The organism is Pseudoalteromonas sp. A601 (genome assembly GCF_002165575.1).
In the GTDB taxonomy this organism is placed as follows: domain Bacteria; phylum Pseudomonadota; class Gammaproteobacteria; order Enterobacterales; family Alteromonadaceae; genus Pseudoalteromonas.
Window position 1 is genome coordinate 40071 of the sequence record NZ_MXQF01000016.1, and the last position, 21758, is coordinate 61828.

Below are 21758 nucleotides of genomic sequence, written 5' to 3' on the forward strand. Positions count from 1 at the left end.
ATCAATTAATGATGTGCCCACTCAACTGAATCTAAATCAACACCTTCTTGATGCATTTCCCATAAAGGAGACATTTCACGTAAGCGACCGATAGAGTTTTTCATTAAATTGACGGTATAATCAATCTCTTCTTCGGTGGTAAAACGGCCAATACTGAAACGAATTGAGCTGTGTGCTAGTTCGTCATTGCGGCCAAGCGCACGTAATACATAAGAAGGCTCTAAGCTTGCTGATGTACAGGCAGAACCTGATGATACAGCAATATCTTTAACAGCCATTAATAACGATTCACCTTCAACAAAGTTAAAGCTGATGTTAACAATTCCTGGTACTGATTGGTCTTGTGCGCCATTGAAGTACACTTCATCCATATCAGCCATAATGCCATCAATTAAACGCTTACGTAGCGCACTGATGTGAGCATGATCTTTTTCAAAATCTTGTTTTGCAATTCTAAATGCAGCACCCATACCAACTAACTGGTGTGTTGCTAAAGTACCAGAACGCATACCACGTTCATGACCACCACCGTGCATTTGCGCTTCAAGGCGAGCACGTGGTTTACGACGTACGTAAAGTGCGCCAATACCTTTAGGGCCATATACTTTGTGTGCTGAGAACGACATAAAATCAACTTTAAGCTGTTGAATGTCGATTAATACTTTACCTGCGCTTTGCGCTGCATCAACATGGAACATGATTTTACGTTCGCGGCACATTTCACCAATTGTCGCGATGTCTTGAATCACACCTAGCTCGTTATTCACGTGCATGATGCTAACTAATACGGTGTCTTCACGCATTGTTTGTTCAAGCTTTTTAAGATCCAGTAGACCGTTTTCTTCAACGTCCATATAGGTTACTTCAAAACCTTGACGCTCAAGCTCACGACACGTATCGATTACGGCTTTGTGCTCAGTTTTAGCGGTAATTACATGCTTACCTTTCTTTTTATAAAACTGTGCTGCACCTTTAATTGCAAGGTTGTTTGATTCTGTCGCGCCCGACGTGAAAACGATTTCACGTGGATCTGCGTTAATGAGATCAGCAATATCAGTACGCGCCTGATCAATCGCTTCTTCAGCTTGCCAACCAAAACGGTGTGAACGTGATGCAGGGTTACCAAAATTGCCATCCATTGTTAGGCATTGCATCATTTCTTTTGCAACACGCTCGTCAACTGGCGTGGTTGCTGCGTAATCTAAATAAATCGGTAACTTCATTTCTATCTCCGCTGGCGCCAACTTATAGTTGACAGCTTACTTGAATATTTTCCAATTGCTTAATTGCATTATTAACGCTGTTATCTTGGCGAGAAGCGACTTCTTTAACGTCGGATTTCTCAACCAATTCAGCAAGGGTAATACCATTTAAAAAGTCTTCAATCCGCGTGCTTAAGTCTGACCATAATGTGTGGGTCAAACAACGCATGCCACTTTGACATCCGCCTGTTGCGCCGTGACAGCGCGTTGCATCGACTGATTCATCAACGGCGTTTATTACGTCGCCGACTGAAATTGTGCTTGATTCGCGACCAAGTAAATACCCCCCACCTGGACCACGCACTGAGCTTACTAAACCATTTTTACGTAAACGGGCAAATAATTGCTCAAGGTATGACAAAGAAATTTCTTGTCGTTCTGAAATATCGGCAAGGGGTACGGCACCTACATTTGCATGTAGTGCAACATCGAGCATAGCTGTAACGGCATATCTGCCTTTTGATGTTAACTTCATGGAGCCCCCGCACAAAAGAGTGCAAATTTTAATTACCAGAGTAAAATAGTCAAGTATTATTATGAAGACAAGGTTCTAGGTTCTAGGTTCTAGGTTCTAGGTTCTAGGTTCTAGGTTCTAGGTTCTACAATACAGTATTGAGTCATTTACTTGACTGTTAAGGTGTTCTGGTTTTTTCCTAGAACCTTTGTCTTCCTAGCGCCTTTATCTTCTTAACTCAGTTCAATACCCGACCTTTTTGGTCAAGTATTGTGTTCATTGTAATTACCTGAGTAATTTAGTCAAGTATTACTAAGCAAAAGCACTTATAACTTTCGCTTATTTTATAGACTTATTTATCGACGTTAAGATGCCGCGTAAAATATTCATTTCAGCATCTTCAGGGCGTGCGCGGTTAAATAAACGGCGCAGCTTGGTCATAACGAGACCTGGGTGCTGTTTAATAATAAAACCGGTATTATGCAGTGTTTCTTCTAGGTGGTCGTAGAACAACTCGGTTTGTTTTGAGCTTGGGTATACCGCTTCGTCTTCTTCAACCTTTTTAGGCTGGTGATTTAAAAACGCCATGCGCGTTTCATAACACAGCGTTTGCACTGCCATCGCTAAGTTTAGCGAGCTGTACTCTGGGTTAGCAGGAATACATACATGGTAATTACAAAGCTGTAGTTCTTCATTAGTTAGGCCGCTGTTTTCACGACCAAACACTAACGCGACAGGACCATTTAGTGCTTCATCAACAAGTTTTTCACCACATTCACGCGGCTCAACCATTGGCCAAGACAAAGTACGTGAACGCGCACTAGTGCCAATGGTAAGTGCACAATCGGCAATAGCATCAGCAACAGTATCAACAATTACCGCATTACCTAGTACATCAGTAGCACCAGCCGCTAACGCACTGGCATGACTATCAACTTCACATGCAGGGTCAACCAAATAAAGCTTTGATAAGCCCATGGTTTTCATTGCACGTGCTGCAGAACCAATATTACCTGCATGCGAGGTGTTTACTAAAACAATACGGATGTCATCTAAGATCATTGCGATGTTACTTAACTTATACAAAAAATTGGCAGGAATTGTAGCACAACTAGACCGGCAATAAATAGGAAGCCTAAAAGGCTTCCTTGCACGTTAAACTTAAGCAGTGCCACCCACGGTTAAATTATCAATTTTAAGACTTGGTTGACCAACACCTACAGGTACGCTTTGACCATCTTTACCGCACACACCCACACCTTTGTCCAGTGCAAGATCATTGCCGACCATCGAGATTTGTTGCATAACCTCTGGGCCGTTACCAATTAATGTTGCGCCTTTGATTGGCCGAGTAATTTTACCATTTTCGATTAAATACGCTTCTGATGCACTAAATACAAACTTGCCTGATGTTATATCAACTTGGCCGCCACCAAAGTTGGGCGCAAAAATACCTTTTTTAACAGTGCTGATAATATCTGCTTGGCTATGCTCACCACCTAACATATAAGTATTAGTCATACGTGGCATTGGTAAGTGTGCATACGATTCACGGCGTGCATTACCTGTTGGGTTGACCCCCATCAAACGGGCATTCATTTTATCTTGCATATAGCCTTTTAGAATCCCGTTTTCGATAAGCACATTGTAAGCCGCGGGTGTGCCTTCATCATCAACATTCAGTGAACCACGACGATCGGCAATAGTGCCATCATCAACTACTGTACATAGCTCTGAAGCCACTTTTTCGCCTACTTTACCGCTAAATGCTGACGCGCCTTTGCGATTAAAATCACCTTCTAAACCATGTCCTACCGCTTCGTGTAGTAGTACACCCGGCCAGCCTGCACCTAATACAACTTCCATTGTCCCAGCTGGCGCATCAATAGCTTCAAGATTGACCCTTGCTTGACGCACTGCTTCTTCTGCGAATCCCATCCAACGTGGTTTGCCATTATCTAATTCTTTAAAGTAGCCGTAATCTAAGCGTGCACCGCCACCGGCACCGCCCCGTTCACGACGGCCATTTTTTTCAAGTAAAACTGAACAGTTTAAGCGAATTAATGGGCGAATATCTGTTGCAAATGTGCCATCGCTTGCAGCGATTAATACTTCTTCATACACCGCCGACATTGAACTGATCACTTGCTCAGCATCAGGTGCCAATTCACGAATATAGTTTTCCAGCTCACGTAATAAGCTTACTTTGTCGTTATCAGTCATGCTTTGAATTGGTTGATGCGGTGCGTACTGTTGTTTTGCTGAAGTATCACTAAACACTTGAACAGCTTTATTTTCGCCAGCGTCAGCGATGCTACGTGCCGCTGTGGCTGCTTTATTGAGTGCCTCAAGATTAATGGCATCTGAGTATGAAAAACCTGTTTTTTCACCGCTCACGGCACGTACACCTACGCCGCGTTCAACATTATATGAGCCTTCTTTTACCAAGCCATCTTCTAATACCCATGATTCATGGTGACTTGATTGAAAATACAGATCTGCGTAATCAACTTGATGTTGATGGATAAAGCTAAGCGTCTTTTCGAGTTCTTCTCGATTTAGCTGGCTGTCGTGTAATAAATGCTGTTCAACCGTGTTCATAATAAATGCTCTCTAAATCGTTGGTGAGATTGCACTGGCATATCTCGTCTAATGGCGTGTAATGCAAGGAGATCTGGCTGACAGCCAATAAACCCTGTGCCATTTTTAAGTTCACTCAGGACGTTGCCCCAAGGAGAAATAATTAAACTGTGGCCGTAAGTTGCACGCCCATTTTCATGCTGCCCAGCTTGTGCTGCAGCAATAACATAACTTTGGGTTTCTATTGCCCTTGCTGTTAACAGAGGTTGCCAATGCGCTTTTCCGGTCACCGTGGTAAATGCACTGGGTACCAAAATAACTTCTGCGCCTTGGCGCTGTAATGCACTAAATAAGCCACTAAAGCGTAAATCATAACACACTGTGAGGCCTATTTTACCAAATGGCGAATCAACTACCACCACATCATTACCTGCTTGGGTAAAGTTCGACTCTCTATACGCACCCGTACCATCGGCGACATCTACATCAAATAAATGCATTTTGTTATATTGCGCAACCACCTCTGCGTGATTATTGAATAACAAGGAAGCTGCTAAATATTTATCATCGCTAGTCGCTATTGGCATTGTGCCAGCAGCCAACCAAATGTCATACTTGCTGCACAATCTAGCCAATTTAGCCTGGTACTCAGCACTTTGCTGAGCAATAACTAAAGCATCTTTGCCATGTTTTGCAAAAATTAAAAAACTTTCAGGTAAACAGACTAACAGTGGTCGAGTACTTGGTAGCTGGCTTAATTGTTGCTCAAGCTGTTGTAAGTTTTGCTCAGGGTTAATTCCTGAGCACATTTGTACCGCGATAATAGTGCCTGATGGCTGTGAATCATTCATTGTGTTGCTGTGGCCGCTGCATCTTTGAGGTTTAATTCTTTATGTTGTGATGGCGTTTGTGGCTGGTTTTGTGCCGCCTGAGGAATTGTTACTTCTCGGCTCTTACGATCAACTTCTTGTACCACAGGGTCGCTCATACTGCCCGTCACTTTAAAGTTAATCTCTGAAATAACTCGGGCAGAGTGAATAACTTTATCTATTGCTAACGCAGCCAATCCAGTAACGGGATTAACCATCCATGCCACAATCACCGGAATACTCGAGGTAACTTGCGGTGCCACGGCTAAATCATAGTTAATTTCCATTGTGTTTAAATTGGTGTGACCTTTAATAGTGAGATCTGCTGGTACCCCATCCATTTTAGTGTCTTGGGTGTAGGCTATGCCTTTATCAAGCTGCATGGTACCTTGAAAATTATTGTAGAAAAACCCTTTCGAGAATACATCTCTAAAATCAAGTTTGAGCTTGCGTACTAATGAATCCAAGCTAAGTAATGAGAATACACGGGCGCCGCCATCGCTAATTTCAGCTAGGTGACCATCCCCTAAATCCCATGCTAAATTACCCGCAAGGCTGGGGATATCAAACTGATAGGGAGCTGCTTGCCAAGCTAAGTCAAAATTTATTTCGGCTGTGGAATCTTTAACTGTGGTGGTAATATCAAATTCATCAAATAACTCGCCGATATCATCACTATGCATATGGCCGTTTAACTGAGTTAGACCATTTTCCCACAGCCCTTTCGCGCGTAAAATATGTTCACCCTTATCAACAACTAATTCTGATATCGTTAATTTTTGACCATCGCCGTAAAGAGAAGCACTTACTTTATCGAGTTGATACGTTGCTACTTTGCAATCTCCGCACTCAAATTCAATTGCAGGTAAGGTGTTCAACCAAGTTAAGTCTTCAACAGTTTGCTGAACCTGTGCTTCACTTTTAGCAACGGGTTGCTCAGGCTTAAAGTTTACTCGTAAATAGTCACTATTAATTTGAATAGGTCGGCTAGAGTGTGCCAGCGGAATGGTAATTTGAGAGCGAAGCTCTTTTGCATTTAACCGTAAATCGAGTTCATTTTGTGAAGGCGCTAAACGCATTTCAAAGTCATTAAATACAATGTCATCGATTGAAAGCTGATTAATCTGCCCTACGACTTCTTTTAATGGGGGTAACACCCCTTCGCTCTGCGATTCAACTTGGTTAATTGTAATAATTTGCTCAATTAGCCCAAGCCAGGGTAATAAAGGAGTCTCATCCAGATTAATGGAAACGGTTAAATCTTCTCGGTTTAACCCTAAATCTTGCTCACCTAAAATTAAGTGGGCATTCGTCATTTTGCCGTTTTCGTTTGCCAAAATGCCATTAAAGTAAAGTTGTTCATTGATACTCGCGGTAATCAAATTAGATATATCATCGCCTTGAACCTGCGCCATCAGTGGCCATGGTTGCTGCGCTGATTTACCAAACGGTATAGGCAGTTCACTTGTTAAACCAATCAGCTGCGAGCTAATATTCGCGCTATAATTAAAGCCATCTGGTAAAAAATTCAGTGCAAGCTTAATAGCCACTTCGGTGTCACCGTACAGGTAGTTTTTTAACAGGCCTTGGCCATGTGAAATTAAAGTATCAGCATCAAGTTGAGCTTTAATATCAATATCTCCACGGTATGTTTGGCCAATACTTTTACCATCAAAGTCAAACGCGATGGGCATTCCTAACCACTGAGCTTTTGCATCTTTTAATTCTATATGATCATCATTAAAATATAGCTGCCCGGTTACATTTTCCAGTTGTAACCCTGGTTGAGCGATGAAAACTGGCATTTCATTAAGAGAAACCACCCCTTTTGCATTCACATCTAATTCGGTAAGGTTCACAATTAATTCGATATCCGCTTTGGCATTACCCTGACCTTGAATTACAGTAAATACATTCGCAAGCGGCTCAGCAAGCGGCGTGGCTTGAAAAAATGGCAGTAATTTTTGTGCTGCAGCACGTTTTTTAATATTTACCCTTAGAGCGTCAGCATTCATTAAATCAGCAATACTTACATGCACAGCATCATCTACAGCTAAGTTAACTAAGTTACCTTGCTGTGTGTAAATATCCATGCGTTCGTTTTCAAAGTGCAGCTTAGCACTTCCCTGCATAACCGCAGGCCAATTTGGAGCAAATTGATAATTAGCATTATCTACTTGAGCAAGTACTTCAAATTGCCCTGAATTATCCGCAAAAGGAAACCCTGTTACGGGGCCAGAAAACAAAACTTGTGCCTGTGTGAGCTCTCCCCCTTTAATGGCACCTGTTAAGTAGTCAACCAAGTTTTCACTCATTACAGGTAATGGAAAGTAATGACTAGCAATACTAGCGTCGGGGGCAAACGCTTCGGCATATAGATCAAGTCGTGGGGAATCGCCTAAGCTTACTTTCATTTCAGCGGCTAGAGTCACTTCATCGTTATCTAACCATAAATTGTCGCTGCTGATCTGCCAGCCTTGCGGGGTATTTGCTAAGTCTATATCTAAATTAAGTTGATTATATTTAATCGGTTGAGTAAATGTATCAGCCGTTAGTAGCTGATTATTTGCACCAAATAAACTCACTCGCCCACTTTGCTGATTTATAATTCCTTCGACTCGCAGCGCTTGTGCCCCTGGTATGCCTTGCTTTGCAAGCCAGCCAACTTTTTGCGCACTAAACCATAACTGCCAGTCTGTGTTTGCAGTATATTGCACATAAGCTTGCTCAACCTGACCATTCGGTTGGCGAGTAATCAATGGCTCAAGTTCAGTAAAACTGCTCAGCTGTGCGAGCTGATTTACTAAGTCAAAATCTAGCTGGCTTAACCAAAGTTGTTTTTTTTGTGTATCTAATTGAGCTTCAAATTGAAAATCAGGCCAACTGTGTTGTTCATTACTGATAGCCAAACCTGTACTTTTTAAGCGCCAGCCCTGTTGCCATGGGTATAACTGAAAGCCACCCTCGCTTAAGCTTATTTGATGAGGCTGCTGTTTTTCGCCTTGTAGCCAGTTTATATGACTCGGTAGCCACTTAACTTTAACATCAGTGATCAAGCCGTGATCGATACTCAACCAAGACTCTAAATTAAGGTCTGATTTTAGCTCATGCTTTTCTTTATTACTGTATTGCGCTAACCATTTAGATACATCTACATCGCTGGCTTGCACGTAAATATCACCCGCGGTTGACTCTAATGTTGCACCTGTCAAAGCGAGGCGTGCATCGAATGTGCCGACAGAAATACCCGGTAAAGCTAAAGTACCGCTACCACTGTGCTGCTCAGGAGAGTTTTGCCAGACTATATTTTCTAGGATTAAACGGTGTTCTTTACCATCACCAAGTAAAAAATTAAGACTACTGTTTTCAACAGCAAAGTGCCCGGTCTCACCTAAGAACAGTCCTTCGATAAGCTCTTTTTGCTCAAATGAAACTTCACCTTCAGCTGAATTTAACATGCTAGGTAAATCTACATCAGCATGAAAGCCATTAATCACGAAGTAGTTAGATTTTAGCTGTCGAGTTTTGATGCTCTCCCACAAGTTCAATTCTAAACTCGCTTTAGCAATCGTCAGCGCAATGGGTGAGGTGCTGTTATCTTCAAAAGAGATTTCTTCCATAACAATGGCGGGGCCTTTGCCCTGCCAACTTGCAGAGATAGCACCAATGGAAAGGTTTACGGCAAATTTATTATATAAGTAACCTTCAAGATCACCTTTATAATCATTAGCGTAAGGTAAGGTATACTTTAAAACGGATACAATAACGGCCAACAACACTAAAGTTATGGCGCACACCTGCCATAACTTTCTTAAGCAAAAAAAACAGACCGTTTTTGCTTTCATTACATCATAACCACATCAAATTGCTCTTGGCTGTATAGGCTTTCAGTTTGAATACTTACTTGTTTACCAATAAATAATTCAAGCTCGGCTAAGTTATGATACTCATCGTTGATCAATGCTTCACTTACTGCTGGGGCTGCGTACACCATAAATTTATCCGCAGCGTAAGCACGGTTTACTCGTACAATTTCCCGAAGGATTTCGTAGCAGACGGTTTCGACAGTTTTTTGCGAGCCGCGCCCAGAACATGCAGGACACACATCACACAGTATATGTTCTAAACTTTCACGAGTTCGCTTGCGGGTCATTTCAACTAGGCCTAATGCGGATAAGCCATTAATATTTGACTTAGCGCGATCCTTTCCTAGAGCTGATTCAAGTGAATGTAATACTCGGCGTTTATGATCTTCACTAATCATATCAATAAAGTCGATAATAATAATGCCACCCAAGTTACGCAGTCTAAGCTGCCTAGCAATGGCTGATGTCGCCTCGACATTGGTGTTAAAAATGGTTTCTTCTAAATTACGGTGTCCAACAAACGCGCCAGTGTTTACATCAACCGTGGTCATGGCTTCCGTTTGGTCAATGATCAGGTATCCACCCGATTTAAGTTCAACCTTACGGTGTAACGCTTTTTGAATTTCATTCTCAACATCAAACAAGTCAAAAATAGGTCGCTCACCAGGGTAATACTCTAATGCGCCGGCAAGAATAGGTACAAACTCTTCGGTAAACTCTTTTAGCTCATGGTAAGTTAATTTCGAGTCAACACGGATACGCTCCATGTCTTCGCCTACGTAATCACGTAGGGTACGAAATGCCAGAGTTAGATCTTCGTGTAGAATACTTTCTTTGCTGGTTTTTTTACGCTTGCTAACGATTTTTTCCCACAGCTTTTTTAAGAATGCGGCGTCGTGTCGCAATTCAGCTTCGCTGGCACCTTCTGCGGCGGTACGTACAATAAAGCTACCATCGTCATCTGAGTAGTCGGCAACGATATTTTTTAATCGGGTACGTTCTTCCTCTGTCTCGATACGTTGGCTTACGCCCACATGCGTTGCATCAGGCATAAACACTAAGTAGCGAGACGGAATCGTAATATCTGTAGTTAAACGCGCGCCTTTAGTACCTAAGGGGTCTTTAACCACTTGCACCATAATATATTGACCTTGGCGCACCAGCTCACGAATGTCTTGCACTTTTTTGATTGGTTGCTCGTCAACTCCCTCAACAATTGAGGCACTATTAACAATATCTGATGCATGTAAAAAGGCGGCTTTGTCTAAACCAATATCCACAAAAGCGGCTTGCATACCTGGCAGTACGCGGCTGATTTTACCTAGATATATATTCCCTACGATACCTAGGTTGCCAATTCGCTCGAGTTGTATTTCTTGTAATACACCGTTTTCAATCAAGGCAACACGGCTTTCACTCGGGGTGACGTTAATTAGTAATTCTATACTCATGTTACCTACTTAAAATTCACTTAATAATTTTTCACACTCATATAAAGGTAAGCCGACAACTGCAAAATAGCTACCTGAGATATGTGTTACAAATCGGCCTCCTAAGCCTTGAATACCATATCCACCCGCTTTATCTTGCGGCTCACCACTTAGCCAATAAGCGTCTAACTCTGCATCGGTAAGTGTTTTGAATGTAACATCGGTTGTCACAACCTGACTCATTACTTTATTATAACTGGCAAACGCAATAGCGGTAAGTACTTGGTGAGTACGCCCTGATAAGCGCTTTAATGTTGCGATGAAATCAGCTTTATCTGTTGGTTTTCCAAGTGCTTGGTTGTCAATAACGACCACAGTATCGCTCCCTAGTACAGGACGATCGTGATAGCCCATTGCCACCCCACTTTGTGCTTTTAAGCGTGCTAAGCGTTCAACGTAAACAAGCGGCGTTTCATTTTCTAATTGGGTTTCATCAGCATCAACACTAAATTGCGAAAACTCGATACCGAGCTGAGTTAAAAGCTCTTTGCGACGTGGCGAAGCTGACGCTAAATAAATGGCGTTTTGCATTATCTGATCCTGAAATGACGACGATATTTACGTAGTAATAAAAATACCCAAGGCCAGCTAAGCGTACCTGTAACAACAGGCCATAAATACTGCGGGTTAAAGTAAACATCCATTAAAAAGTGATTTAACCAAAATTGCATTAAGTGATAAAAGGTTAAAAACAAGCCAACCAAAATTGCTTGCTGCCACAGTGAGAAATTACGTATTTTTTGAAAGTTACTTGCAGTAATAAAAATACAAATCGAAAAAGTCAGTGAGTTTACGCCAAGCGGCGAGCCTGAGGCTAAGTCGATAATCAACCCTACCACCCAGGCAATGCCAATATTAAGCCTGTGTGGTACTGCTAATGACCAATACATTAAAACCAATAAAACCCAATCAGGGCGAAACGGTTCGAATGAAAATGGCAGTGGCATCAATGCCATGATCAAGGCAAAAAATATGCTCAAAGCAATCAATAAGCTATAGCGACTATTCATCTGATATACTTTCCTGTTTATTGCGCCACAAGATGACTAATAAACGAATGCGATCTAACAAAGCGATAGGTTCTGCATACACTTGTGCAAATGGACGCCCTTCATCACGATTAATTTCAGTCACTACAGCAACAGGGTAGCCTTCAGGAAATGTCCCACCTAAGCCAGACGTAACAAGAATATCGCCGTAGCGCACGTCTAAGCTATGAGGCACATGAGAAAGCTTTACTAAATTGATTTTACCAACACCTTCAACCACAGTGCGCACATCGTTACGTAAAATACGTACGGGGGTTGCATGTGTGGTGTCGGTCATCAGCAAGACTCGTGAGGTAGTTGAGCCCACTTTAGTTAATTGTCCAACGACACCCATTTCATCGATGACCGCTTGTCCTTCGCTGAGGCCATCAATGGCACCGCGATTGATCACCACTTGGTGGCTATAAGGATTTGAATGTACAGACAGTACTTGCGCAATAATTTTGCGGTTAGGCTGCTTAGCAGATGAGCCTAATAATGCACGCAGTTTCTGGTTTTCTTTATCTAGGAACTGATATTGCTGTAACTGCTCACTTTGCATTAATTGCTTTTGCTTTAATGCTTCATTTTCACGAAGTAATTGTTCTCGAGTATGTAGGCTTTTAGCACCCAGACTAAACACTTCGTAAGGGAGGTTTGCAAGGTAGATTAACGGGCTAACAAGGGTATTTAAACTGGTACGGACGGTTGTGCCACCTTGAGTATACCTATCCCCAACAATCAATACGATACTCAAAAGCACTGCGACAAAGAGTCGCAGTTGCAAAGAAATGGCACGTCCAAACATTAACTTCATTAGTCGTAACTAAATACGTCACCACCGTGCATATCAATCATTTCAAGTGCTTTACCGCCGCCACGTGCAACACAGGTTAATGGATCATCAGCAACCACAACCGGAATACCGGTTTCTTCCATTAATAAGCGATCTAAATCTTTTAGTAACGCACCGCCGCCTGTTAGCACCATACCTTTAGCAGAGATGTCTGAGGCAAGCTCTGGAGGTGATTGCTCTAATGCAACCATAACCGCACTAACAATGCCCATTAATGGCTCTTGTAAGGCTTCTAAGATTTCATGGGAATTCAATGTGAATGAACGCGGTACACCTTCAGCAAGATTTCGGCCACGCACTTCAATTTCAATGGGTTCATCAGTTTTAAATGCAGAGCCAATTTGATGCTTGATGTTTTCAGCTGTGGCTTCACCAATTAAGCTTCCAAAATTACGGCGCACATAGTTAATAATGGCTTCATCAAATTTATCACCACCAATACGTACTGATGAAGAGTACACAACACCGTTAAGTGAGATAATTGCCACTTCAGTTGTACCACCACCAATATCAACAACCATAGAGCCTGTTGCTTCTGATACAGGTAACCCCGCACCAATAGCGGCAGCCATAGGCTCCTCAATTAGATAAACCTCACGCGCACCGGCACCCATGGCTGATTCACGAATAGCACGCTTTTCAACTTGTGTTGCACCACATGGAACACAAATTAGTACACGCGGGCTCGGACGCATAAAGTTATTGTTATGTACTTGTTTGATAAAGTGTTGAAGCATTTTTTCGGTAACGTAAAAATCAGCAATTACACCATCTTTCATTGGCCTGATTGCTTTAATATTACCTGGCGTACGACCTAGCATTTGCTTAGCTTCGGTGCCTACAGAGGCGACACTTTTAGGGCCACCAGCACGCTCTTGACGAATTGCGACTACTGATGGTTCATTGAGGACTATGCCTTCATCTTTGACATAAATTAGGGTATTGGCTGTACCCAAGTCGATCGATAGATCGTTTGAAAAAATACCACGGAGTTTCTTAAACATGAGGCTGGATGACCTTTGAAAAACGTTCTTATGTTAGCTGCTTGTCACTTTATCACGCTGAGCTAGATCAGCAATATAAAGCACAACTACCTATGTAAATTAGCTAAAAAAGGAAGCTAAGCTTCCTTTTAAATATTTATCGTTCGCGTACTAAACGAAAACCTATGTAGTTTGCACGAAAATCAGGCGCTAAAATCAAACGCGTTGATGCGCGAGCTAAGCTAGGAGCAAAATTCCATGCACCACCTCGAACAGTAACATCTGACTGGTCAGCCGATTTATGAGTCCATTCCCATACATTTCCTACTGTGTCGTAAAGCCCAAACGCATTGGGTGCAAATGTACCTGTTGGGGCTGCGCTTTGATTTGACCATTCGCTACCACACCAACCACAATTCGCTAAATTTTTACCTATCTCATTGCCCCAAGGGTATTCAGTTTTGGTTCCTGCACGAGCAGCGTACTCCCACTCAACTTCATTGGGTAAACGATATCGCTGACCGGTTTGACCTGACAACCAATCTGCATACGCTTTGGCGTCATTATAAGTTAAACATACAGCGGGGAAATCATTACCTTGCTCAAATCCTGGGTTACGCCAATTTAAATTAGCTTCCCACACTGGCTCGCCATTTAAATAATAAGCACAACCACGATTTTTCTCGGCTTCAGTTTGATAACCTGTATTTGTCACAAATTGTTGGTATGCGCCAACAGTGACCTCTTTACTTTGCATTGCAAACGAGTTGGCAATGGTTTTTTCAACCACAGGGCGCTCATTCGCAAGACCATTACCGTTAATATCACCCATTTCAAATGTACCAGCTGGAATAACAACAACTGCAGCGCCAGATGCATTACCAACAGGCTTTATACTTTGCTCTCGGGTGTTTGTCGGTGCAGCAATCGACTCAGGCTTTTTTACCAACTTGGCGTTAATAGTCTGCGCCTTTCGTAAATCAATTCGCACTCGGTAAGGTTGATAACCTTGTTTACGCACTTCAATATCATGAATGCCGCTTGGTAAGGTTGTCGCTAAGCGAGTTGCTCCAAAGCTCACACCATCAATAAATACCTCATCGTCGTACACGTTTGAGCGCAGTGTTAACTCAACCATTTTGTTTTTATTGTTATCAACAACTAATGGATTAACCATTGCCGTTGATTTAACAGAATAGTCTTGCACTGGTTGTTCACTCATGCGCGACACAGCGACTGTGCTATTATCCCTGCTATCGCTGAATGTTAACTGACTATCAGAGAAGGTAGTACCGTAACTGGCTTGATAAGGAGTACTTAGCGGCGTGCCATATTCTGAACAGTAACGATTATCTACACTTAGTAAGTTACATAGACGACTACTATTTACATCGCCACGCATCGTTACACTAAGGTTTACGTTATAGTTACCTTGGCCACTAAATGCACTGTTTACGACATGGCTACTTAAAATTTGCACTTGAGCACCAGCCATATTACGCTTTGGCTCAACTAAACGCTCTTCAGTTAAATTAGCAAAAATTTGGTCTACAAAGCGCTTGGTCGCCTTTTGTAAGCCCATTTGCTGCCCTCGTTGCTCACAGGCAGCAAGGGTTTCTGTACGCTTACAATTAATTGTATGGTTTACTTCAAGCGTGCCTTCACGGGTAAATTCATTGCGCAAGCGTTCTACGCGAGCGGTTGTTAACTGCTCTTTTAAGCTTTCTAAGGTATTTAACTGAGTGTGTTTAGCTACACGAATTTGCTCAATGTCTTTTCGATGAGATGCAATTGCCGCTAACTGCATCGCGATATCATCTTTATTTTGTTTATGATCCACAACAGCTTGCTGATACCGTGCTTGCGCAGTACTGATATCAATAGTGGGGTCGTCGATTAAACGACGATACATTTCGTTCATCGCATCAAGAGCTTGGTTTTTTTCTTTGTCTAGCTCTGTTGAACGTGTACGTAATAAATCAAGTTGGCTCTGTAACTGGCTTTCTTCTTTTAAATGTTTTTCAAGTATTTGTGTAGAGTTATCGTATTCAGCTTGTTTAATACTGATCTCAGATTCAATTCCAGAAACCGTTGCTGTATCTTGTGCAAATGCACTTGATGCAAACAAACTTGCTGAAATTAACAGAGATAAAGGAGCAATTCGCATATATTCCATTCCCAAAAAGCGGCAATTATTTGGTCATTATTTATTTTTTTAATAATTAAACTCTTATGCTATGTACTTGCAACACAAAACACAAGCTTTGTTCAAAAATTATCTGAGTTTACAACTATTACCGTACCTCACGCCAGTAAATAACACGATCATTTCCTCTAAAACGGCCAAATTGTAAAATTCCTTGTGGATTTAGTTGGCTGCCATCACCTTGCCAATCCCACTCAAGCCAATTTTCTGTATCGTACTCAAGGGTAAAAATACCCGGACCTTTAGGCTCTGCATAAACACCATTACTCGCTGGGTAAACACCTTGTTCAAGCTGACCACTTATGTCATTACCATATATGTAACTGAGCTCAGGCGTGGCAGGAGATACTTGTGTTATTTGTGGGTGCTCAAACACAGTGCAATTATTATTAGTATCAAGTACAAACTCACTGCCATTAAAATACTGCGCTTGCATAGGCACCAGTAAATTGTCTAAATCAGAGCCTGCATTATCACCCAGCACTAAACGGCCAAAGCGAAAACTAATAGGCATATCATTAAGCACTACACTATTACAGCTGCTGCTTGCTGTGCAGTCGGTTGCTAAAGTGGGGTTATCATCAGCGCCGAGTAATACAGCTCCTTCAATTCCAGTCACTGTTGTCATCAAATTTACACTTTCAAATGGGCCATCTGGATCATTAAAGCCGCGCCGCGCTAATACAGTATCGTTATCACTTATAGTGAAAAGTCCTGCTAAGGCTGACGTACTCCCCCATAGACTAGTCTCTAAATTTTGTAGTCTAGGGGTTAAACTATTACCCGATATATAATTACCTACTTCACTGTTTTCTGCATTGATGCTTACCGCTGAATTAACAAATCCGCCGATATAGTTTTTCATCACTTGATTATTTTGATTAAGCGCCTGAACAGTAAACCCTAAAGTAAATGGCTCATTCATATAAGTGCCATTACTGCCATAGCGGGTGCACTGTGCACTGGCTTGAATATTTTGTACTGCATATTGCGAGGGCGCAAAGCGGCCAACACGAGTAATCGCACCTCGCACATCGCCAGCACCAAAATAATCGCCACCTTTGAGCCCTGCAGTTAAATCAATAATACCGACTTGGTCGTAGCTATAACTCGATACCGATTCACTGAAGCTACCAGTATCTGCAAACGCAACTAAGTTCTCTTCTTGTAATGTTCCCAGCACTCCTGCCGTTGGCAAGTAAATGCTCGGTTGTACATCAGGTTGCTCACCTATAAAGTGCTTAGCGATTGGATTACTTGAAATTGCACTGTAATCGTCTGGGTGGCCATCATTATTGGTGTCTTGGTTATCAAGCCACTGCACGGCGTTCATTTTTAAGGAAAATGACTCCCCTGTGAGTTTAAATAAACTGCCACTAGCATCATCAGCGTAAGCATTTGCTCCAGCATCAGGAAAGCTCATAGCTAAACCAAATGGCTTAACCACAAACTCATTTGAGCTACCCGTTAGATTTACCGATAAGTTAGTTACTGGGTCTAGCACTAAATTTAATTTTGCATTTAAACTTAGTTTACCAGCATCCGGATAGTTAATAACAATAGGTGCTTTTGAGTCACTATCAAACTTTAAAGGCACTGTTTGATAACTTTGGCCTATGCTATGAGCCGTGCTGTTATTTGTTAAAGCAAGATTATCGCTACACGTAGAGCCTGCACTGCAGCTATAGGCTAAATCTATAGCAACTTCTCCACCAGCAGGGAAAGCTGCTTCACATACGCCCGTTGTGGTATTGGTTTTCACGGCTTGGATTGCTAGTTGCGATGCATTGAACCCGGTATTTGACGGTTTACCCGATATTTGATTCAAAATTGATGTGTTGTTATTCGTCTCATTACTAAAAATAAACCCAGCGTCTGAAAAAGTAACCTTACAACCACCTAAGCCCACATTTGTACCACCAATATAACAACGTAGCGGCGCTGATGGGTCTGCCACGTTATAGCCAAACTGCACTTGCCCTGTAGTACGCTTAGCAAACTGTAAATCTGTAATGCCAGTAAAAGTTATCACCTCCCCCGTCACCCAGCTTTGTTGAGTATTATTATCTGGTGATAAATCTAAAGTGGATACTTCATCATAAATTATATCGCATGCATCATTAGCACAAGCAGTCAGCGTAAGTTCTTTAGCTTCGCAGGTAAGGCCTTTATTATCACTCATTGATAATCGGTAATGATCCAATAAAACTGGCGTATTAATACCACAAAAACCTGGAATGTTATTTGGCACTGCAGTACCAGTAAATGATGAGCTTTCTTCTGCAATAATTTCAGTACCTGAAGTGATCATGCCAGTATAGTTTACCTCTTGCGCTATGCGAACTTCTCCCGTGGCGACTAAAAAAGCTGAAAAATCGACTGCGGCACCAATCGACACCGCACCATCTACATAAATCGCTAAATACGCCCCATTTTCTATTGTAATTTTAGTATTCGCCACTGTTAAAAATGACGTCGACAGTAACGTAGTAGAATTTTGTAAAAAAATACGTGTGGGTGCAGTTACTCTATACTCAGGCGCAATCATGGTCATTTGTAACTCATCAAAAAAGTAGTCACCACCGAGTGTTGTAGGTATTGCACTACCCGATGAGCCATCATTGGCCACTGTTGGTACTTGCGAAGCTTGCCCTGCAGTTAACGCATTGTCACCTTTTGCAGCACAAGGCTGACCATTACAAAGAGGGATATTAGTTAATGCCGTTGAAATATAGTTTGTGGTCGTAAGCACATTCGCGTTGTTATCGGTGACAGTCACTCCTTGGACTAACTGAATCTGGCCATTGTTATATGTTGCAATCGCGCCTGGAAATAATGTGTCACAACTTAGAATATCACCATTTGATACAAACGTACTGGTCATAGCTAAGATAGAGGCTTCTTCGTCTGGGTGCCTACGCTCATTATCTCCATCACGGTCTTCATCGACCACAATACCTAATCTTTTGCGAGTCAAATTGCAGCTCCGTAGCCAACCACCATCTTCACCCACTCGGCTATTTTTACTTGCGACAACCAATGGAGCAGTAGCAAAATTATTTGAGAAATTAAAATAGTTACAACCGTCACTCCAACCATCAACATTGTAACCAGTAAAAAAGCTCTCCCATAAAACTTCGACCTGATTATCATCAACAAATGTACGATTGTTGCCAGGCTCAACAACTAAATAAGCCACTTTTTCACTATTTATTAAGCCACTTCTTGTTTCTGAGGCTTCTAGGGCAATATTAACCCCCGAAGTTGTTAACGAGTTAGTTTCGACTGCAATCGTTAAAAATGGCCGTAATGCATCTGTAGGTGGATTGCTGTCCAAGCTATTAATGGTTTGTAGAGAGTGAAAAAAGTTTGGCCTAACGGCAAAGGGTTGAGCAAAATTTATTGCCTGATAACTTTTAGGCAAAACGTAGTTAGATTTAGGACCATATTGAATCTCTAATTGGATATCTGTACTGCCGACCTCCATTATTGTGCCATCAGGAAACTCATGAACACCGTATTCGACCGCTAAATAATGTGCTCCCATAGTAATATGCTCACCATCTTCCCCTGTAGGCTCTAGAGGGAGCGCTTCGAACCCTGTTGTCGTTACATTACGAATGCGCACAATCGCAGGGTTTCCTCCTTGATTGGTCGACAACATAAATACTGCAGGTGGTGTATCGTATTGTTGCTGAAAATTGATCTTGGTCCAAATCGGCGAAACATAGGTATCTTGCAACTCAATAAAACGGCCTTCAATTTTAGGCACTACAGCAATGCTAGAAGCACTAAAAAGCAATATAGAGATGAAAATTAGTAATGTATACCTCATGGTAGCGTCTTCGCTCCCACACTCACTGTCCGTTGTGTTTGCCAATAGTCTTTACGGCATGACTCGCCGATAGCACAACTGCTTGGTGAACATGTGGCACTGCTTTTTAAATAAAAAATATTCACCGCCCCCGTACTATTGCTGATATCGGGTACATTTAAGTATTGCTGACATGCTATTGTTACTGTGCAGTTTTCTAAATACTGAGTTTGAAAAACAGGGGATGTAGTTACTGCTGCGCAGTTTAACGCTGGACTATTAAGTGGAAATATTTCAGTTAGCCCGCTTTCTAAACCACTTTGCGCTGCTAAATAGGCGCGAGAACCAAAATACTCGATCACATTTTGCTGCGAAGATGCCGATAAAATTCTAACCAATGCTAAGCCAAGTACTAGCAGTACAACGATGATCACCAAAGTGACAATCAGTAGGTTCCCACCTTGATATGCTTTATTAATTACTGCTTTTTTAACTCGTGAACTAAGGTACATTAGGAATATGCACCTCATGATTAAACATCATGGCTTCGTTATCATTAAACGCCATGAACGCGTGAATATTCAGTACTGCATTACGAGTTAATGCTGTGTCACTTAATCTAAAAAAAGCATTACTTGCTAGGTTATTACCTATATGGAGCGCTAAAAGATCTCGTTTTACTGCGCTGGTGCTTTGCAACTCAACGGCATCTAGTTGGGCGTTGCGAAAGCCATAATCTTGATAACGGTATAACTGTGTGCCTTCTACACAAAAGCTAACTGGCGTCGCCAGTAAATAAATTCGTTTTGCTGGTGACTCTTGTGCAAATGCTTGAGCAAATTGCCATTGATCTAACTCGCTGCTTGCTGATGATACGAAATTAGTTAATTGCAGACGTTTATTATTACTTACGTCGTAGACTTCTGTCGGATCTAATGGATAAATACTGGCCCAATCGCCAATACTTGGTTGAGCTGAATCATTTAATTCAAAATCGACTGCCGTAACAATAAAGGGAGCAGTGTTAGGTAAGTAACCAGTGTAATGGGTAGCCGATTGAAAGGGCGTAAACTCAAGGCATTGGCTCAAACCACAATTATTTTCACAGCTTAAACGTAAAGAGTTAGGCATCGCATGGCGCAGCTCTTTTGCTAAACGAGTTAACATAAAACGTGCTTGTGCAACGGCTTCTTGGCGCTCCACCCCCTGACTGTAAATATTAAACCCTGAGTTAATAAAAGCAAAAGAAGTAACAGCAAGAATGCCCAAAATAACCATTACAAGTAGGAGTTCTATTAACGTAAATGCCGACTGCTTTAGGTATTTACTCATCAATAATTACCCTTATATGCGCTAAATCCGTACTCTTCACCATTAGGGCTACTTACAATTACCGTGACACGCTTTGCAAGTACACCATCGTTTACCGTTACACTATTAAAGTCACTGTCATACGTAACTGTAACGACCACATTAAAACCTTGATATTGGTTAAGTACTTCACCCAAACTATTTGTTATAGGCAGATTACTCAGTGCAATATAATCGTCAACATCATCATAAGTGGTGCGTGTTTCATCTTTGTCTGAGCCTAACTTCGCTGATTTTGTGCAGTCTTTGGCACCTAATGAACTTTCAGAGCAACGCCTAAATGGCGGAGCACGCTCGCTGTGCTCATCAAACGATTTGGCCAAAATTTCATTCATTAATGATTGCCCTAACTCATTTGCCCGCAGCTGTATGATAGGATCTGCGCTTTGTCTCGCTTGAGGTGCAATTAAGCCCGTAATTATCGTCAGTGCAATGGCAAAAATGACAATACTGATAATCAATTCAATTAAGGTAAACCCATTATTATGGGCACGCATATATAAGTCCTTCACCACTGATACACACTCCGGCAAGGGATATATCAATGCGACAAGTGCCATTGCAGCTTTGATCACTTCGCCCTAAAGGATCAAAATTGATCTGCGTAAATTGCCCACCTTGATCGTCCAATGCAGTAAAAACAAAGTCACTGCGCTTTGTTTTAATCGCTACTACTGAATCTTCTGGATTATTTCCATCAGCACCACCTGTGCAGGTATCCGGTGACGGCCCTGCAATTAAGGTCGCTGTTATGTACAATTTATGACAACTCGTAAGCCCAGTATCTTGCATTGCTTGTAACTGCGCTGTTCTTAGCACTGCTAATACCCGGTCGCGATATGCATAAGAATCTTCCGTTGAACTCCCTAGAAACTTGGGCCCTGCCGTTACCGACAGGATACCCAAAATAACTAAGGTGATAATCAATTCAACCAAAGTAAAGCCACGCAATCGTTGCTTACACGTATATTTCATTGTT

At 41.9% G+C, this 21758-nt stretch carries 17 protein-coding genes; all 17 read right to left on the reverse strand.

The annotated features are described in order from the left end of the window. Positions 1 to 5: 5 nt before the first annotated feature. A complete protein-coding gene (locus B5G52_RS14225; RefSeq protein ID WP_087533306.1) occupies positions 6 to 1223 on the reverse strand; it encodes an IscS subfamily cysteine desulfurase in 1218 nt (405 codons plus the stop codon). 22 nt (positions 1224 to 1245) lie between these two features. Continuing rightward, positions 1246 to 1737, reverse strand: coding sequence for a Fe-S cluster assembly transcriptional regulator IscR (gene iscR / locus B5G52_RS14230; protein WP_087533307.1), 492 nt, complete (start codon positions 1735 to 1737; stop codon positions 1246 to 1248). 318 nt (positions 1738 to 2055) lie between these two features. Continuing rightward, the gene (trmJ, locus tag B5G52_RS14235; protein WP_087533308.1) at positions 2056 to 2778 is read right to left on the reverse strand and encodes a tRNA (cytosine(32)/uridine(32)-2'-O)-methyltransferase TrmJ; all 723 of its coding nucleotides are present in this window, start codon (positions 2776 to 2778) and stop codon (positions 2056 to 2058) included. Positions 2779 to 2877: 99 nt separating this feature from the next. After that, positions 2878 to 4317: a metalloprotease TldD gene (gene tldD, locus B5G52_RS14240; RefSeq protein WP_087533309.1), complete on the reverse strand. Its 1440-nt coding sequence runs from the start codon at positions 4315 to 4317 to the stop codon at positions 2878 to 2880. Then, the gene (locus B5G52_RS14245) at positions 4314 to 5147 is read right to left on the reverse strand and encodes a carbon-nitrogen hydrolase family protein (protein WP_087533310.1); all 834 of its coding nucleotides are present in this window, start codon (positions 5145 to 5147) and stop codon (positions 4314 to 4316) included. Before B5G52_RS14245 ends, tldD begins: the two co-directional genes overlap by 4 nt. Next, on the reverse strand, positions 5144 to 9010 hold the full coding sequence (locus B5G52_RS14250; RefSeq protein ID WP_087533311.1) for a YhdP family protein: 3867 nt from the start codon (positions 9008 to 9010) through the stop codon (positions 5144 to 5146). The genes B5G52_RS14245 and B5G52_RS14250 overlap by 4 nt, the downstream gene beginning before the upstream one ends. Then, the gene (gene rng / locus B5G52_RS14255) at positions 9010 to 10482 is read right to left on the reverse strand and encodes a ribonuclease G (protein ID WP_087533312.1); all 1473 of its coding nucleotides are present in this window, start codon (positions 10480 to 10482) and stop codon (positions 9010 to 9012) included. The genes B5G52_RS14250 and rng overlap by 1 nt, the downstream gene beginning before the upstream one ends. Positions 10483 to 10491: 9 nt before the next feature. Then, entirely contained in the window at positions 10492 to 11052 is a 561-nt protein-coding gene (locus B5G52_RS14260; RefSeq protein ID WP_087533313.1) for a nucleoside triphosphate pyrophosphatase, read from the reverse strand. After that, a complete protein-coding gene (gene mreD / locus B5G52_RS14265; RefSeq protein ID WP_087533314.1) occupies positions 11052 to 11531 on the reverse strand; it encodes a rod shape-determining protein MreD in 480 nt (159 codons plus the stop codon). The genes B5G52_RS14260 and mreD overlap by 1 nt, the downstream gene beginning before the upstream one ends. Continuing rightward, positions 11524 to 12366, reverse strand: a complete 843-nt coding sequence (gene mreC, locus B5G52_RS14270) for a rod shape-determining protein MreC (protein WP_176372557.1) — start codon at positions 12364 to 12366, stop codon at positions 11524 to 11526. The genes mreD and mreC overlap by 8 nt, the downstream gene beginning before the upstream one ends. Next, complete coding sequence (locus B5G52_RS14275) at positions 12366 to 13409, reverse strand: rod shape-determining protein (protein ID WP_016709506.1); 1044 nt, start codon at positions 13407 to 13409, stop codon at positions 12366 to 12368. Before B5G52_RS14275 ends, mreC begins: the two co-directional genes overlap by 1 nt. A gap of 136 nt (positions 13410 to 13545) precedes the next feature. Next, on the reverse strand, positions 13546 to 15555 hold the full coding sequence (locus tag B5G52_RS14280; protein WP_087533315.1) for a formylglycine-generating enzyme family protein: 2010 nt from the start codon (positions 15553 to 15555) through the stop codon (positions 13546 to 13548). A 127-nt stretch (positions 15556 to 15682) separates the two neighbouring features. Further along, on the reverse strand, positions 15683 to 19429 hold the full coding sequence (locus tag B5G52_RS14285; RefSeq protein WP_087533316.1) for an H-type lectin domain-containing protein: 3747 nt from the start codon (positions 19427 to 19429) through the stop codon (positions 15683 to 15685). After that, positions 19426 to 19920, reverse strand: coding sequence for an agglutinin biogenesis protein MshP (locus B5G52_RS14290; protein WP_087533317.1), 495 nt, complete (start codon positions 19918 to 19920; stop codon positions 19426 to 19428). Before B5G52_RS14290 ends, B5G52_RS14285 begins: the two co-directional genes overlap by 4 nt. Then, complete coding sequence (locus B5G52_RS14295) at positions 19910 to 20740, reverse strand: type II secretion system protein J (protein ID WP_087533318.1); 831 nt, start codon at positions 20738 to 20740, stop codon at positions 19910 to 19912. Before B5G52_RS14295 ends, B5G52_RS14290 begins: the two co-directional genes overlap by 11 nt. Then, positions 20740 to 21276, reverse strand: a complete 537-nt coding sequence (locus B5G52_RS14300; protein WP_087533319.1) for a prepilin-type N-terminal cleavage/methylation domain-containing protein — start codon at positions 21274 to 21276, stop codon at positions 20740 to 20742. The genes B5G52_RS14295 and B5G52_RS14300 overlap by 1 nt, the downstream gene beginning before the upstream one ends. Then, positions 21263 to 21754: a Tfp pilus assembly protein FimT/FimU gene (locus tag B5G52_RS14305; RefSeq protein WP_087533379.1), complete on the reverse strand. Its 492-nt coding sequence runs from the start codon at positions 21752 to 21754 to the stop codon at positions 21263 to 21265. Before B5G52_RS14305 ends, B5G52_RS14300 begins: the two co-directional genes overlap by 14 nt. Positions 21755 to 21758: the final 4 nt, after the last annotated feature.

Bases quoted from the DNA above. Each gene is read 5' to 3' on its own strand.
- B5G52_RS14225 (WP_087533306.1), bottom strand. From the start codon at position 1,223: ATGAAGTTACCGATTTATTTAGATTACGCAGCAACCACGCCAGTTGAC.
- iscR (WP_087533307.1), bottom strand. From the start codon at position 1,737: ATGAAGTTAACATCAAAAGGCAGATATGCCGTTACAGCTATGCTCGAT.
- trmJ (WP_087533308.1), bottom strand. From the start codon at position 2,778: ATGATCTTAGATGACATCCGTATTGTTTTAGTAAACACCTCGCATGCA.
- tldD (WP_087533309.1), bottom strand. From the start codon at position 4,317: ATGAACACGGTTGAACAGCATTTATTACACGACAGCCAGCTAAATCGA.
- B5G52_RS14245 (WP_087533310.1), bottom strand. From the start codon at position 5,147: ATGAATGATTCACAGCCATCAGGCACTATTATCGCGGTACAAATGTGC.
- B5G52_RS14250 (WP_087533311.1), bottom strand. From the start codon at position 9,010: ATGAAAGCAAAAACGGTCTGTTTTTTTTGCTTAAGAAAGTTATGGCAG.
- rng (WP_087533312.1), bottom strand. From the start codon at position 10,482: ATGAGTATAGAATTACTAATTAACGTCACCCCGAGTGAAAGCCGTGTT.
- B5G52_RS14260 (WP_087533313.1), bottom strand. From the start codon at position 11,052: ATGCAAAACGCCATTTATTTAGCGTCAGCTTCGCCACGTCGCAAAGAG.
- mreD (WP_087533314.1), bottom strand. From the start codon at position 11,531: ATGAATAGTCGCTATAGCTTATTGATTGCTTTGAGCATATTTTTTGCC.
- mreC (WP_176372557.1), bottom strand. From the start codon at position 12,366: ATGAAGTTAATGTTTGGACGTGCCATTTCTTTGCAACTGCGACTCTTT.
- B5G52_RS14275 (WP_016709506.1), bottom strand. From the start codon at position 13,409: ATGTTTAAGAAACTCCGTGGTATTTTTTCAAACGATCTATCGATCGAC.
- B5G52_RS14280 (WP_087533315.1), bottom strand. From the start codon at position 15,555: ATGCGAATTGCTCCTTTATCTCTGTTAATTTCAGCAAGTTTGTTTGCA.
- B5G52_RS14285 (WP_087533316.1), bottom strand. From the start codon at position 19,429: ATGAGGTATACATTACTAATTTTCATCTCTATATTGCTTTTTAGTGCT.
- B5G52_RS14290 (WP_087533317.1), bottom strand. From the start codon at position 19,920: ATGTACCTTAGTTCACGAGTTAAAAAAGCAGTAATTAATAAAGCATAT.
- B5G52_RS14295 (WP_087533318.1), bottom strand. From the start codon at position 20,740: ATGAGTAAATACCTAAAGCAGTCGGCATTTACGTTAATAGAACTCCTA.
- B5G52_RS14300 (WP_087533319.1), bottom strand. From the start codon at position 21,276: ATGCGTGCCCATAATAATGGGTTTACCTTAATTGAATTGATTATCAGT.
- B5G52_RS14305 (WP_087533379.1), bottom strand. From the start codon at position 21,754: ATGAAATATACGTGTAAGCAACGATTGCGTGGCTTTACTTTGGTTGAA.